The organism is Ensifer sp. YR511 (assembly GCF_900103045.1).
Classification (GTDB): Bacteria; Pseudomonadota; Alphaproteobacteria; order Rhizobiales; family Rhizobiaceae; genus Ensifer; species Ensifer adhaerens.
Genome location: NZ_FNGR01000006.1, coordinates 55,691 through 70,030, shown reverse-complemented (window position 1 = coordinate 70,030; position 14,340 = coordinate 55,691). Strand labels below are relative to the sequence as shown.

The following is a 14,340-nucleotide window of genomic DNA, read 5'->3' as shown; positions in this document are numbered from 1 at the left end:
GTGCCGTCATGGAAACGCCGCTGAAGGGCATTCGTGTCCTGGAATTGGCCCGCATTCTGGCGGGCCCATGGATCGGCCAGACGCTGGCCGATCTCGGTGCCGACGTCATCAAGGTGGAAAGCCCGGCCGGCGACGACACCCGCACCTGGGGCCCGCCCTTCGTTGCGGGCGAGGAAGGCGAGAAGCTCGATGCCGCCTATTTCCACGCCTGCAACCGCGGCAAGCGCTCGGTGGTGCTCGACTTCACGACCGAGGAGGGGCAGGAGGCCGTGCGCCGCCTTGCCGCCCAGTCGGACGTGCTGCTTGAGAACTTCAAGGTTGGCGGGCTTACGAAATACGGGCTCGACTACGAGAGTCTGAAGAAGATCAATCCGCGGCTGATCTACTGCTCGGTCACTGGCTTTGGCCAGGATGGTCCCTATGCGCACCGCGCCGGCTACGACTACATCGTCCAGGGCATGAGCGGCATCATGGACCTGACCGGTGAGCCCGATCGCGAGCCACAGAAAATCGGCGTCGCCTTCGCCGATATCTTCACCGGTCTTTACGGCGTGATTGCCGTGCAGGCAGCCCTTGCCCAGCGCGAGCGTACCGGCGAGGGGCAGCAGATCGACATGGCGCTGCTTGACTGCATGACGGGCGTGCTTGCCAACCAGGCGCTCAATTTCCTCGTCTCGGGCAAGGCGCCGCGCCGGCTCGGCAATGCGCACCCGAACATCGCGCCCTATCAGGTCTTCCCGACCTCGGACGGTCACCTGATCGTCGCTGTTGGTAACGACCGGCAGTTCGTGAAGTTCTGCACCCTGCTCGGGCGTTCGGATCTTGCGACCGACGAGCATTATCTGACCAACGCGCTTCGCGTGCAGAACCGGGACACGTTGACGCCGGAACTCGCCGCCGAAACCGCGAAGATCGAGCGCGATACGCTGTTGAAGTTGCTGGAAGATGCAGGCGTGCCCGGCGGACCGATCAACACCGTTGCCGACGTCTTTGCCGATCCGCAGATCGAGCATCGGCAAATGCGTGTGGATACGCCGCATTCGGGGGCCGCTGCCGGTACGTCGCCCGGGGTCCGGACGCCGATCCGGTTTTCGGCCGCCGAGCTTGCGCTCGAGCGTGGCGTGCCGCGGCTTGGAGAGCATACGGCCGAGGTGTTGGCCGAAATCGGGATGGACGCGTCGAAGAGCGATTAACGCAACGTGAGACGCTGAGTGTCTCGTTGAGGCGTGACCTGAAGAAAATAGCGAAAGCCCTGGAAATCGGCGAGATTTCCAGGGCTTCCTTGTTAAGCCTTGAGGGCGCGATCAAAGACGCGCGACAGCCGTTCGGCGAAGCCGCGTGGGTCCTGCGGCTTGTCGCCATCGAGCACGCGCGCCTGGTCGAGCAGGAGCTGGACGGCGTCCGTGCGGAACGCCGTATCGCCGGCGGGGCTCGCGGCCATGGCGGTGATCAGAGCGTGGCTCGGGTTGATCTCAAGGATCGGCTTGGGGGCGTCGTCGAGACGGCCAGCACCTTGCAGCATCTTTTCGAGCTGGCGGTCGGGGCCGTGTTCGGGTGCCACCAGGCAAACGGCGCTTTCCGTCAGGCGGTCGGAGGTGCGCACGTCCGAGACGGACGCACCGAGCGTCTCCTTGGCGAACGCGACGAAGTCGATGACCAGCTGGCTGGCCTGCGGCGCTTCTTCCTTGGCCCCCTCGGCCTTGGCGATGGCGCTGAGATCGGCCGCACCCTGCGTGATCGACTTCCACGGTTTTCCGTCGAAATCGGGCGCGGATGTCACCCAGAAGCTGTCGACCGGATCGGTCAACAGCAACACCTCGATCCCGCGGGCGCGAAAACCTTCGAGCTGTGGTGAGGCCTTGAGCTGGGCGAGGTTGTCACCGGTCAAGTAATAGATCGCCGACTGGCCGTCCTTCATGTCCTTGACGTAATCGGTAAGGCTGCGCTGGCTCGCATCCGAAGTAGTGGTGCGGAAGCGCGACAGCGCCACCAGCTGCTCGCGGCGCTCGTAATCCTCATAGATGCCTTCCTTCAGCACGCTGCCGAAGTTTTCCCAGAGCTTGTCGAAGGTCTCTGTCTCGTTTTCCGCAAGCTTCTCGATCGCCGTCAGCACGCGATTGGTGACGCCCTTGCGGATGCTGGCGAGCAGCGGGCTTTCCTGGATCATCTCGCGCGAAACGTTGAGCGGTAGGTCCGACGTGTCGACGAGGCCGCGCACGAAACGCAGGTAACGCGGCAGCAATTCCGCTTCGTCGGTGATGAAGACGCGCTTGACGTAGAGCTTCATCCGGCCCTTGCGGTCCGGGTCGAACAGATCGAATGGCTTGGAGCCGGGCACGAAGGCAAGGGCCGTATATTCATGGCGGCCTTCGGCGCGGAAATGCACCGTCAGCGCTGGGTCGTCATACTGGCCGGCGACGCCGCGGTAGAAATCGGCATAGTCTTCCTTGCTGATCTCGCTCTTCTGCTTGGTCCAGAGCGCGGTGCCGTCCCCGACCTGGACAGGCTCGGCATCGGGCTTTTCGAGAATCGAGATAGGCACCGGCACGTGGCCGGACTGGTCCTTGACGATGCGCTCGACGGTCCAGCGCGACGTGTAGGTCTTGGCGTCTTCCATCAGGTGCAGCGTGATGCGTGTGCCGCGCGCCGGGGCGTCCGCAAGTTCGGCTGCGGAAACGGTGTAGCTGCCCTTGCCGTCGGACGACCACAGGAAGGCATGCTCCGAGCCGGCGCGGCGCGAGACCACATCGACCTTGTCGGCGACCATGAAGGCGGAATAGAAGCCGACGCCGAACTGGCCGATGAGCTGCGCGCCCTCCTTGCCCTGGGCGGCTTCAATGCGCTCCATGAAGGCGCGTGTGCCCGAGCGGGCGATGGTGCCGAGCGCTTCGACAAGCTCGTCGCGACCCATGCCGATGCCGTTGTCCTCGACGATGAGCCGGTTGTTTTCCTCGTCCAGCGTCAGGGTGATGCGCGGGGTCGGGTCGCCCGCCAGAAGCTCCGGCGAGACGATCGCCTCATAACGCAGCTTCTCGCAGGCATCCGCCGCGTTCGAAATCAGTTCGCGGAGGAAGACGTTCTTGTCGGAATAGACCGAATGCACCATCAAATGGAGCAGTCGCGCCACATCGGCTTCGAAGACATGTTTCTCTACGGACATTTCGGTTTCGCTCATTGCCTGGCAACTCCTTTGGGTTTCGCCCCAATTGGCAAGCTGTGTCCTGAATTTCAAGGCCCGACTTGCGCACTCCCCATTTCTGGACAATGCTGCACTGCGAAAGATCACTCAACACCAGCGAAACGATGCTTCTTCAACGGGGTCGAAGGCGAGGAATTCGCAAGGGCGACAAGTCGCCGTAACACTCCGCTGTTATGTTCCTGCGACCCGGACAGATGGTCCTGGGTCATCATGCCGAGTTCATATCGCGCTCTGCCGCCAGTCGATTTGACTAAGGTCAATGCGCGACAAATTGCGTTGCTCTATTGGCCTTGGCGACGGGGCTGACCTTCAATCGCACCGAGGAGTGGACATCATGCCCAAGCATTCCACGAGCCCGAAAATCCCGACTTTCGCAGATGCCTATTCCTTTTCGCTCGATGCCTGGCAACGTTCGATCCTTTTTCTCGATGTCATGCGTCAGCGCGGCGCGCAATACGAGGAACATCGCACGCAGACCGCGCCGAACGTGCTGGAGTTCGAGGCCCAGCTTGTTACCGATGGGCGCACGCTCGCCCGGCCGGTGAACTATGCGCTGGTCAGCATCGTTCCGCCCGAGGGCGTCACGGTCGATCCGACCAAGCGTCCCTTCGTCGTCGTCGACCCCCGGGCCGGCCACGGCCCCGGCATTGGCGGCTTCAAGGCCGACAGTGAAATCGGTGTCGCGCTGAAAGCGGGCCATCCCTGCTACTTCATCGGCTTCTTGCCGGATCCGGTTCCTGGACAAACGATCGAGGACATCGCACTGGCCGAAGCCGGCTTTCTCGAAACCGTCATCGCCCGCCATCCGCAAGCGGACGGAAAGCCCTGTGTGATCGGAAACTGCCAGGCGGGTTGGGCGGTCACGATCGTCGCCGCGCTGCGTCCCGAACTCTTCGGCCCGATCATCATTGCCGGCGCGCCGCTGTCCTATTGGGCAGGCGTGCACGGGCAGAACCCGATGCGCTATTCCGGCGGGCTTCTCGGTGGCAGCTGGCTGACGGCGCTGACCGGCGACCTCGGCGGCGGCATATTCGACGGTGCCTGGCTGGTACAGAATTTCGAGAACCAGAATCCGGCCAACACCCTCTGGACCAAGCAATACAATCTCTATTCGAAGATCGACACGGAAGCCGCGCGCTACCTCGGGTTCGAACGCTGGTGGGGTGGCCACGTCACGCTCAATGCCGAGGAGATGCAGTTCATCGTCGACGAACTCTTCGTGGGCAACAAGCTTGCCGCGGGCGAAATCCGAACATCGGACGGCACGGCGATCGACCTTCGCAACATCCGCTCGCCGATCGTGGTCTTCTGCTCCAAGGGCGATAACATCACCCCGCCGCAGCAGGCGCTCGACTGGATCCTCGACCTCTATGACAGCGTCGACGAAATCCGGGCCTACGGCCAGACGATCGTCTACACCGTCCACGAGACGGTGGGACATCTCGGCATTTTCGTCTCCGCCGGCGTCGCGCGGAAGGAACATGACGAATTCGCCTCCAACATCGAGTTGATCGACGTGCTGCCGCCTGGGCTTTACGAGGCGGTGCTGACGCCGGCGAACGAGGCGGCCGAGGGCAGGGCGCTCGTCTCCGGAGAATGGCTGATGCGCTGCGAGCCGCGCACCCTCGAGGACATCCGCGCTCTTGGCGGCAACGACATCGAGGATGACAGGCGTTTCGCCACCGCGGCGAAGCTTTCGGAGATCAATCTGGCGCTCTATCGCACCTATCTGCAGCCGATGGTCAAGGCAGCGGCAACGCCGCCCGTGGCGGAGGCGATGCGCAACATGCACCCGCTGCGTCTGCAATACGCGCTTTTCGGGCCCGACAACCCCTTCATGGCCTGGACGTCGGCGCTCGCGGACTATGTCCGTGAAAACCGCGAACCTGCTGCCGCCGGCAACCCGTTCATCGCCTGGCAGGAGGCGCTGTCGCAGCAGATCGTGGACGGGTTAGAGACCTGGCGACGGACGGCTGAATATCTTTCGGAGCAAAGCTTCCACGCCATCTACGGCGCTCCGACCCTGCAAGCGGCGCTCGGCATCGACACCAACTCGGACCAGCCGCCGCGCAAAGCGGAGAAGAGCCTCTTGCACCGCGAGCTCGTCAAGGCGCGGATCGCCGAACTCAAGGCCAGAATGGCCGTGGGCGGAACCTGTGAAGGTCTTGCCAGAGCCCTGACCTTCGTCGGCATGGCGCGCGGAGGCGCGGACGAACGCGGCTTCGAGGCTGTGCGCCGGCTCCGGCTTTCCCATCCGGAAGCAAAGCAACTGAGCCTGGCCGACTTCAAGACCGTTATGCGGGAGCAGTATTTCATGCTGCTGATCGACGAGGCTGCGGCGCTCGCCGCTCTTCCGAAGCTGCTACCGGAGGCGGTCGAGGAGCGTCGCAGTGCCTTTACGGCCCTTCGTGAGGTACTGGAGGCATCCGGAGCCGTGACGGGCGTGGCTGCCGAGCGGTTGCAGCAGGTTGCCGCGCTCTTCCGCCTGGACAGCGAGCCGCCGGTTCCGATCGCGGCGGGCAAGATCATTCGCAATCGCACCGCTACCTGATGGGGGAGTATCGACGTGTCCGAGGTAACCGAACTGCCGATTGAGCAGTCCAAATACGATCTCCTGATTGCCACCGCGCGAGACGAAACGCCGGCGGTCACCATTGTCGCGCATCCCTGCGACGAGACCTCTCTGCGCGGTGCGTTGGAGGCCGCGCAAATGGGGCTGATCGCGCCCGTTCTCGTCGGGCCAGAGGCAAAGATCCGCAGCGTGGCCGCCGAACACGGCCTCGACCTCGGTCGGTGCGAGATCGTCGACGCGCCGCATAGCCATGCGGCCGCGGCGAAAGCGGTGGCGATGATCCGCGAGGGTAGCGGCGAGCTGCTGATGAAAGGCAGCCTGCATACCGACGAACTGATGAAGGAGGTCGCGGCGTCAGCGACCGGGCTCAGGACCGATCGAAGGATCAGCCACGTCTTCATCATGGACGTGCCGGGGCATTCAGAGACGCTCTTCATCACAGACGCCGCCATCAACATCTTTCCCGACCTCGAAGCCAAGCGCGACATCGTACAGAATGCCATCGATCTCTGGGTGACGATCGGTCTCGGCGAGCCGCGCGTCGCCATTCTTTCTGCGGTCGAAACGGTAACGACGAAGATCCCGTCAACGATCGAGGCGGCAGCACTCTGCAAGATGGCCGAACGCGGCCAGATCACCGGCGGCCTGCTCGATGGTCCGCTTGCCTTCGACAACGCGATCGACCCGGAGGCAGCAAGGATCAAGGGCATCACGTCGCCCGTGGCCGGCCGCGCCCAGATTCTGGTGGTGCCGGACCTTGAGGCGGGCAACATGCTCGCCAAGAACCTGACGTTCCTGTCCCATGCCGATGCTGCCGGCATCGTGCTTGGAGCGCGCGTGCCCATCGTGCTGACGTCGCGGGCGGACTCCGTGCGCACGCGCCTCGCCTCCTGCGCGGTCGCCGCGCTCTATGCGGCGCGCCGGCGGACCTCGCAAGTTGCGGCGGTATGACCATGGATGCGCTTCTCGTCGTCAACGCCGGCTCATCGAGCTTGAAGTTCCAGGTTTTCGGGATCACGGATCAAGGGCTCGAACGCCAGATCAAGGGCCAGATCGGTGGCATCGGCACGCGTCCCCGCCTGCAGGCGAAAGCGGCCGACGGCACCATTCTGATCGACAAGAGCTATGATGCCGACGTCGTTGGCGATCTGCCGGCGGCGATCGCGGCGGCACGCGACTGGTTGATGACGCTCGAAGGCTTCACCTTACGGGCGGTCGGCCATCGCGTAGTACATGGTGGCCCCGATTATGCGGCGCCGGTGCTGATCGATGCGAACGTCCTTGATCGCCTCGCGAGCTACCAGGATCTGGCACCGCTGCACCAGCCCAACAATCTTGCTCCGATCCGTCAGGCGATGGCGATCAATCCGGATGTACCGCAGGTCGCCTGTTTCGATACCGCCTTCCATCATGGACACCCGGAAGAGGTGAGCTGCTACGCCATGCCGCGCAGCTTCTATGAGGATGGTGTGCGGCGCTACGGCTTCCACGGCCTTTCCTATGAGTACATTTCAGAGCGTCTGCGGGATGTGGCGCCTGCGGTCGCAGGTGGTCGCGTCATCGTCGCCCATCTCGGCAGCGGCGCCTCTATGTGCGCCTTGCGCGATGGTCACAGCATCGAGAGCACCATGGGCTTCACCGCGCTCGACGGCCTGCCGATGGGAACGCGGCCCGGTCAGCTCGATCCAGGCGTCGTGCTCTATCTGATCCTGCAGCGCGGCATGAGCGCCCAGGCCGTTTCCGACCTGCTCTACCACGAGGCCGGCCTCAAGGGGCTCTCCGGCGTGTCGAACGACATGCGCGACCTGCTTGCAAGCGCAGACCCCCATGCCAAGCTCGCCATCGACCACTTCGTCTATCGCTCAGGGCTCAATGTCGGGATGCTTGCAGCCGCGCTCCGTGGCATAGACGCCTTGGTTTTCACGGCGGGCGTCGGGGAGAACTCCGCACAGATCCGCGCCCGCATCGCCGAGAACATCGCCTGGCTCGGGGCCGAACTCGACCCAGCCGCCAACGAGGCCGGCGCGACGCTGATTTCGACGCCTTCGAGCCGCGTTGCGCTTTACGTCATCCCGACCGACGAGGAACTGATGATCGCCCGCCACACGCTTGCACTGCTTAAAATCCGCGCAGACTGATCCATCGGAGACAATTGATGTCCATTCCTGTCGCAAAGGCCAAACTTCTGGACGGCCGCAAGGGCCTGATCGTCGGCATTGCCAATGATCGATCGATCGCCTGGGGCTGCGCCCGTGCCTTCCGCGCCTTCGGGGCGGAGGTGGCGGTCACCTATCTGAACGACAAGGCGAAACCTCACGTCGAACCCCTGGCGCGTGAAATCGAAGCGCCGATCTTCCTGCCGCTCGACGTGGCCGTGCCAGGGCAAATGGAAGCGGTGTTCGAGGAGATCGAGAAGACCTGGGGTGAACTCGACTTTGTCGTCCATTCGATCGCCTTTTCGCCGAAGGATACGCTCGGCGGCCGCGTCGTCGATGTCCCGCGCGAGGGCTTCCTGAAGACTATGGACATTTCCTGCTGGTCCTTCATCCGCATGGCGCATCTCGCCGAGCCGCTGATGAAGAACGGCGGCACGCTCTTCACCATGACCTATCATGGCTCACAGGTGGTGGTGGAAAACTACAACATCATGGGTGTCGCCAAGGCCGCACTCGAAAGTGCCGTCCGATACCTCGCCTCCGAACTCGGCCCGAAGGGGATCCGCGTGCACGCCATTTCGCCTGGCGCGCTGGCGACGCGCGCCGCTTCCGGCATTCCGGAATTCGACGCGCTGCTCGAAAAGACCAAGGTCAAATCGCCGAGCCGCGAGCTGATTGACATCGACGACGTCGGCGCGGCCACCGCCTTCCTTGCGCATGACGCCGCCCGCCTGATCACGGGCCAGGTGCTTTATGTGGACGGCGGCTACCACATCATCGACTAACCGCCGGGTCTCCGCATGGGTCAGATATTGCCCATGCAGAGATACTTCATCTCGAGATAGTCTTCGAGCCCGTGGCGGGAGCCTTCGCGGCCGATGCCCGATTGCTTGATGCCGCCGAAGGGCGCGGCTTCGGAGGACATGCGGCCGGTGTTGATGCCGACCATCCCGTATTCGAGCGCCTCGGCCACATGCCAGACGCGCTTCAGATTTTCGGCGTAGAAATAGGCGGCAAGACCGTAGATCGTGTCGTTGGCTTCGGCGATCACCTGCTCGGCGGTCTCGAAGCGGATGATCGGGGCGATCGGACCGAAGGTCTCTTCCTGGGCGACGCGCATGTCTGTCGAAATGCCTGTTAGCACCGTCGGCTCGAAGAAGGTGCCGGACGTGCCGATCCGGTGGCCGCCGGCGCGCACCTTGGCACCCTTCGAAACGGCGTCGGCGACATGGGCCTCGATCTTTTCGATCGCGTGTTTGTCGATCATCGGGCCGATGGTGATATCAGGCGTGAAACCGTCGCCGACAGTCAGCTCGGCGACGCGCCTGACGAACTTTTCGGCAAAGGCGTCGTGCACGCCCGCTTGCACATAGATGCGGTTGGCCGAGACGCAGGTCTGGCCGGCATTGCGGAACTTCGCCTGGACAGCGCCATCCACCGCCTCGTCGATGTCGGCGTCGTCGAAGACGATGAAGGGGGCGTTGCCGCCAAGCTCCAGACTGACCTTCTTGATCTGGTCGGAGCATTGCCGCATCAAAAGCCGACCGACCTCGGTCGATCCGGTGAAGCTGATCTTGCGCACCTTCGGGTTGCTGCAAAGTTCGCGGCCGATTGCAGCGCCTTCTGCGGCATAGAGCAGGTTGACGACACCGGTCGGGAAGCCTGCCTTTTCGGCGAGCAAGAACATCGCGCCGGCAACGAGCGGTGTCTGTTCGGCGGGTTTCAGCACGATGGTGCAGCCGGCGGCTAGCGCCGGCGAGATCTTGCGGGCGACCATCGAGGCCGGGAAATTCCATGGCGTGATCGTGCCGACGACGCCGACGGGCTGCTTAATCACAAGCATGCGGCGGTCGTTGGCCGGGGCGGGGAAGGTTTCGCCATAGATGCGTTTCGCCTCTTCCGCATACCACTCGACATAGGCCGCGGCATGCAGCACTTCACCCTTCGATTCGCCAATCGGTTTCCCCATCTCGGCCGTCAGGATGGCTGCAAGGTCGTCGGCATGCGCGACGATCAGGTCGTACCAGCGGCGAAGCACGGCACTGCGGTCTTTGGCAGGCTTTGCCGCCCAGAGAACTTGCGCCTTGGCCGCAGCTTCGATTGCCGCATGGGCTTCGTCGATGCCCATATCCGGCAGCGTCGCCAGCTTTTCGCCGGTCGATGGATTGAAGACGTCGAAGGTTGCGCCAGCCCAATTCTTGCCGGCCGTGGGGATAAAATGAAGCGAAGCGAACAGGTCGGCGTCGCGCAAGTGCTTGGTCAAGGCGGGGGTCAAGGTCATGGCGGGCATCCTCCGGCGATGGCCTGCCGCGAGACGGCAGGCCCGCTTTTGCTTGTTCTTGCGGGTGCCGATCAATCCCGGCACCCGAGCATTGCGCGTCTGAATTGGCGCGCAGCACCTACAGCGCCGCGCATCCCTCAGGATGCGCTAAGGCCGCCATAGCACTTTGAATTGCTGCATAATTTTGCCCTCAAGTCGATCCTGAATTGAGGAATTATGCACCGGGCAACCCGCGTTGCTGGTCGCCCGGTCGAGGGTCAAGCACGCGCTGCGAGGATCGACGCTTCGAGAATGTCGAGCGCTTCGGCGAAGACTTCGTCCTGGATGGTGATCGGCGCCAGGAAGCGGATGACGTTGCCGTGTACACCGCAGGTAAGCAGGATCAGGCCCTTTTCCAGAGCGATCAGGCGCACCTTGTTGGCAAAGTCAGCGCTCGGCAGGTTGGTCTTCACGTCGTTGAACTCGACGGCGTTCATGAAGCCGGGGCCGCGGATGTCGGCGATTTCGGGCGCCTGCTCGCGGATTGCGGCAAGCCGCTGCTTCAGCCGGCCGCCAAGCTGCTCGGCGCGCTCGCAGAGCTTCTCCTCAGCGATAACGTCAAGGACGGCGTGCGCTGCGGCGATGCCGAGTGGGTTGCCGCCATAGGTGCCGCCAAGGCCGCCCGGCGCTGGAGCATCCATGACTTCGGCGCGGCCGGTAACGGCGGCAAGCGGGAAGCCGCCGGCAAGGCTTTTCGCCATGGTGATGAGATCGGGCGCGACATCATGGTGGTCCATGGCAAACATCTTGCCGGTACGGGCAAAGCCGGTCTGAACTTCGTCGGCGATCAAGAGAATGCCGTGCTGGTCGCAAATTTCGCGCAGCGCCTTCATGAAGGCGGCAGGCGCCGGATAGAAGCCGCCTTCGCCCTGCACGGGCTCGAGAATGATCGCGGCGACGCGACCCGGATCGACGTCGGCGGCAAAGAGCTTCTTCAGCGCAGCGAGCGACTGTTCGGTGGTGACGCCGTGCAATTCGATCGGGAAGGGGGCGTGGAAGACGTCGCCCGGCATCGCGCCGAAGCCGACCTTATAGGGAACGACCTTGCCGGTGAGCGCCATGCCCATGAAGGTCCGGCCGTGGAAGCCGCCACTGAAGGCGATAACCGCCTGACGGCCTGTCGAGGCGCGGGCGATCTTGACGGCGTTTTCGACGGCTTCGGCGCCGGTGGTCACGAAGATGGTCTTCTTGGCGAAGTCGCCGGGCGTCAGTGCATTGAGGCGCTCGGCGAGATGCACGTAGGATTCGTAGGGAACGACCTGGTGGCAGGTGTGGGTGAAGCGATCGATCTGCGCCTTGACCGCCTCGATCACCTTCGGGTGGCGATGGCCGGTATTGACGACCGCGATGCCGGAGGCGAAGTCGATGTAGCGATTGCCTTCCTTGTCCCAGATTTCCGAATTTTCCGCGCGGTCGGCGTAGATCTGGGTGGTCATGCCGACGCCGCGCGAGATGGCGGCGTTCTTGCGGTCGGGGAGGCTGGTCATGGCGCGTTCCTGTCGTCTGGAGTTAATATATTGCATTTTTTCTGCAAGTTTATTGTGGAAGTGGTACACCTTTCACTGTCGATTGCAAATCAAATTTGGTGATCGAGACACCACGGTTGCTGATGCGCCGTTCTTGTCAGATCTCGATCACGGCGGCTAAGGTTGCGGACACGCCGGAATTGCAAGGATTCGGGCAGCGCCGCTGGGCGGTAAAGGGAAATTGGAATGGGCGCAGTGCGCTACAAGGTCGCTGAAGCGGCGCGACTGGCGGGGGTTTCCGCCTCGACGCTGAGGCTATGGGAGACGCAAGGTCTCGTCGTGCCCGAGCGCTCGCCGACGGGGCATCGGCAGTATACCGAGAACGATCTTGCCCGGTTGAAGCGCATCTCCTGGTTCCGGGCCGAGCGTGGTCTCAATCCGGCTGCGATCCGTGAAGCGCTGGACGCCGAAGGGGCTGCGGACGACCAGCCCCCATCGGCGACGAGCGACGGGCCTGAAAACCAGATCGGGCGCAAGCTACGCAGCCTCAGGCACGCCGCCGGCAAGACGCTGGAGCAGGTCGCCGGCGAGATCGGCATCGCCGCCTCGGTGCTCTCGACGCTGGAGCGCACGTCGCAGGGCGTCTCGGTCGCTGTGCTGCACAACATCGCGGAATTCTTCGGAACCACCGTTTCCAGCCTTGCTGGTGAAGAGGAGGCGGATACGCGCGCCGTCGTTCGGGCCGGCGAATGGCGGACATGGCCGCGCACGACCCCCGGCGTCACGGTGCAACTGCTTGCCGATGGCCGCAACCAGATGGATTGCCACCGCTTCGTGCTGGAGCCGGGCGCGTCCAGCGAAGGCGCCTACGGGCACGAGGGCGAGGAGTTCGTCTATGTGCTTTCCGGCCGCGTCGAGTTCATTCTCGACAGCGACCAGTTCTACGATCTCGGTGTCGGCGACTCGCTCTATTTCGAGAGCAAGAGGCGACACGCCTGGACGAACCGGCATGACGGCGAAACCGTGCTGCTCTGGGTCAACACGCCGCCGACGTTCTAATCGTCGGCCGATCACGCGGCATTCCCAATTGAAACGAAATCGGCGCGCGGTGCGAATAGAACCGCGCGCCGATCGGTGTTGTGAGCCTAGGCAAGCCGTCTGCTCCCCGATCCGGTGGCCCGGAGCGGGGAGGGATTGTCGGATCAGCCGGCCGCGTAGCGCTTTGCCATTTCCGGCAGGCGCAGCGTGCGGATCTTCGAGGCCTTGCCAGCGGTGCGGAAGGCTTCGAAGCGCTCCTTGCAGACTTCGGTCATCAGCGCGGTTGCCGGCTTCAGGTAGGTGCGCGGGTCGAAGTTTTCCGGGTTCTCGGCGAAGTTCTTGCGGATCGTGCCGGTCATGGCGAGGCGCAGGTCAGTGTCGATGTTGACCTTGCGAACGCCGAGCGGGATCGCCTTCTGGATTTCCGAGACCGGAACGCCCCAGGTCGGCTTCATCTTGCCGCCATAGGTGTTGAAGAGATCCTGCAGATCCTTCGGCACCGACGACGAGCCGTGCATGACGAGGTGGGTGTTCGGCAGCTTCTTATTGATCTTGGCGATCGTTTCGATCGACAGGATGTCGCCATCGGGCTCGCGGGTGAACTTGTAGGCGCCGTGGCTGGTGCCGATCGCGACGGCCAGTGCGTCGACGCCGGTCTTGGTGACGAAGTCGAGCGCCTGCTCCGGATCGGTCAGCAGTTCTTCACGCGACAGCTTGCCTTCGAAGCCGTGGCCGTCTTCCTTGTCGCCGGCGCCAGTTTCGAGGTTGCCGAGGCAGCCGAGTTCGCCTTCAACCGAAACGCCGGCCGCATGCGCGATCTTCACGACTTCTGCGGTGACGGCGACATTGTATTCATAGCTGGCAACGGTCTTGCCGTCCTTCTCCAGCGAGCCGTCCATCATGACGGAGGTGAAGCCGTTGGTGATGGCCGAAATGCAGGTCGACGGCTGGTCGCCGTGGTCGAGGTGCAAACAGACCGGGATATGCGGGTATTCTTCCGCCGCGCCAAGGATGAGGTGGCGCAGGAACGCGTCACCGGCGTAGGAGCGGGCGCCACGGCTTGCCTGAAGGATGACCGGACTGTCGGTCGCATCGGCGGCGCGCATGACGGCCTGAATGTATTCCAGATTGTTCACATTGAACGCCGGCAGCGCGTAGTCGTTCTCCGCCGCATGGTCGAGCAGTTGCCGCAATGTGATCAATGCCATTCGCTATCTCCCTTTGGATACTCGGTGCAACCTATGCGGCGCACTACAAAAACAATCCGGCCGTTGAACCGCACGAAATGCATCGATGGCAAAGTCGATGGCCGGCTTTTTCGTGCGGCGTGACGGCGCGCGCGAATTGGTCGCGCCCACCGAAGTCAGGCGCACAATAGTTCATCGAAGTGGTTTGACAACCGGGCAAAAGGCAGGTTGCCAGAGGTCGAAACTCGCTTCAATCGATTTTACTGTGGACTGGATGCAACACCTTCAGTGTGAAGTGTTTTCACTTTCTGGTGGTGCCTGAGAGGAGGGGGAGTCGAGGGCAGTGGATGCAACCATTGGGCGCTGGTTTTGTCTGCTACACCACCGCGGTGGATGCCCTCT

The 14,340-nt window shown here is 63.2% G+C and carries 10 protein-coding genes; 6 read left to right on the top strand and 4 right to left on the bottom strand.

The genetic code is table 11. The features are described from left to right. The first annotated feature begins 8 nt into the window (after positions 1 to 8). Positions 9 to 1,193 (top strand): CaiB/BaiF CoA transferase family protein, encoded by a 1,185-nt coding sequence (locus tag BLU15_RS13340; protein ID WP_060601419.1) that lies wholly within the window; start codon positions 9 to 11, stop codon positions 1,191 to 1,193. Positions 1,194 to 1,285: 92 nt separating this feature from the next. On the opposite strand, the gene htpG is transcribed toward BLU15_RS13340, so the two are convergent. Further along, positions 1,286 to 3,175, bottom strand: a complete 1,890-nt coding sequence (gene htpG, locus BLU15_RS13335) for a molecular chaperone HtpG (protein WP_060586224.1) — start codon at positions 3,173 to 3,175, stop codon at positions 1,286 to 1,288. A 358-nt stretch (positions 3,176 to 3,533) separates the two neighbouring features. Here htpG and BLU15_RS13330 point away from each other — a divergent pair, with 358 nt between their 5' ends. Genes BLU15_RS13330 through fabI form a run of 4 tightly spaced genes read left to right on the top strand, consistent with a single transcriptional unit; the run spans position 3,534 to position 8,712 of the window. Beyond that, complete coding sequence (locus BLU15_RS13330; RefSeq protein ID WP_090295859.1) at positions 3,534 to 5,750, top strand: DUF3141 domain-containing protein; 2,217 nt, start codon at positions 3,534 to 3,536, stop codon at positions 5,748 to 5,750. A 15-nt stretch (positions 5,751 to 5,765) separates the two neighbouring features. Then, positions 5,766 to 6,722 carry a phosphate acetyltransferase gene (locus BLU15_RS13325; RefSeq protein ID WP_060518203.1) on the top strand — a complete coding sequence of 319 codons (957 nt, stop codon included), beginning with the start codon at positions 5,766 to 5,768 and terminating at the stop codon, positions 6,720 to 6,722. 2 nt (positions 6,723 to 6,724) lie between these two features. Beyond that, positions 6,725 to 7,909, top strand: a complete 1,185-nt coding sequence (locus tag BLU15_RS13320; protein ID WP_090295857.1) for an acetate/propionate family kinase — start codon at positions 6,725 to 6,727, stop codon at positions 7,907 to 7,909. A 17-nt stretch (positions 7,910 to 7,926) separates the two neighbouring features. After that, positions 7,927 to 8,712 (top strand): enoyl-ACP reductase FabI, encoded by a 786-nt coding sequence (fabI, locus tag BLU15_RS13315; protein ID WP_034799607.1) that lies wholly within the window; start codon positions 7,927 to 7,929, stop codon positions 8,710 to 8,712. A 20-nt stretch (positions 8,713 to 8,732) separates the two neighbouring features. On the opposite strand, the gene BLU15_RS13310 is transcribed toward fabI, so the two are convergent. Next, a complete protein-coding gene (locus BLU15_RS13310; protein ID WP_090295854.1) occupies positions 8,733 to 10,208 on the bottom strand; it encodes an NAD-dependent succinate-semialdehyde dehydrogenase in 1,476 nt (491 codons plus the stop codon). 257 nt (positions 10,209 to 10,465) lie between these two features. Next, positions 10,466 to 11,734 carry a 4-aminobutyrate--2-oxoglutarate transaminase gene (locus tag BLU15_RS13305; protein WP_034799611.1) on the bottom strand — a complete coding sequence of 423 codons (1,269 nt, stop codon included), beginning with the start codon at positions 11,732 to 11,734 and terminating at the stop codon, positions 10,466 to 10,468. A gap of 225 nt (positions 11,735 to 11,959) precedes the next feature. Between BLU15_RS13305 and BLU15_RS13300 the strand changes: the two genes are divergently transcribed. Continuing rightward, complete coding sequence (locus BLU15_RS13300) at positions 11,960 to 12,772, top strand: MerR family transcriptional regulator (protein WP_060601409.1); 813 nt, start codon at positions 11,960 to 11,962, stop codon at positions 12,770 to 12,772. A gap of 143 nt (positions 12,773 to 12,915) precedes the next feature. On the opposite strand, the gene fba is transcribed toward BLU15_RS13300, so the two are convergent. After that, entirely contained in the window at positions 12,916 to 13,959 is a 1,044-nt protein-coding gene (gene fba / locus BLU15_RS13295) for a class II fructose-bisphosphate aldolase (protein ID WP_034799614.1), read from the bottom strand. Positions 13,960 to 14,340: the final 381 nt, after the last annotated feature.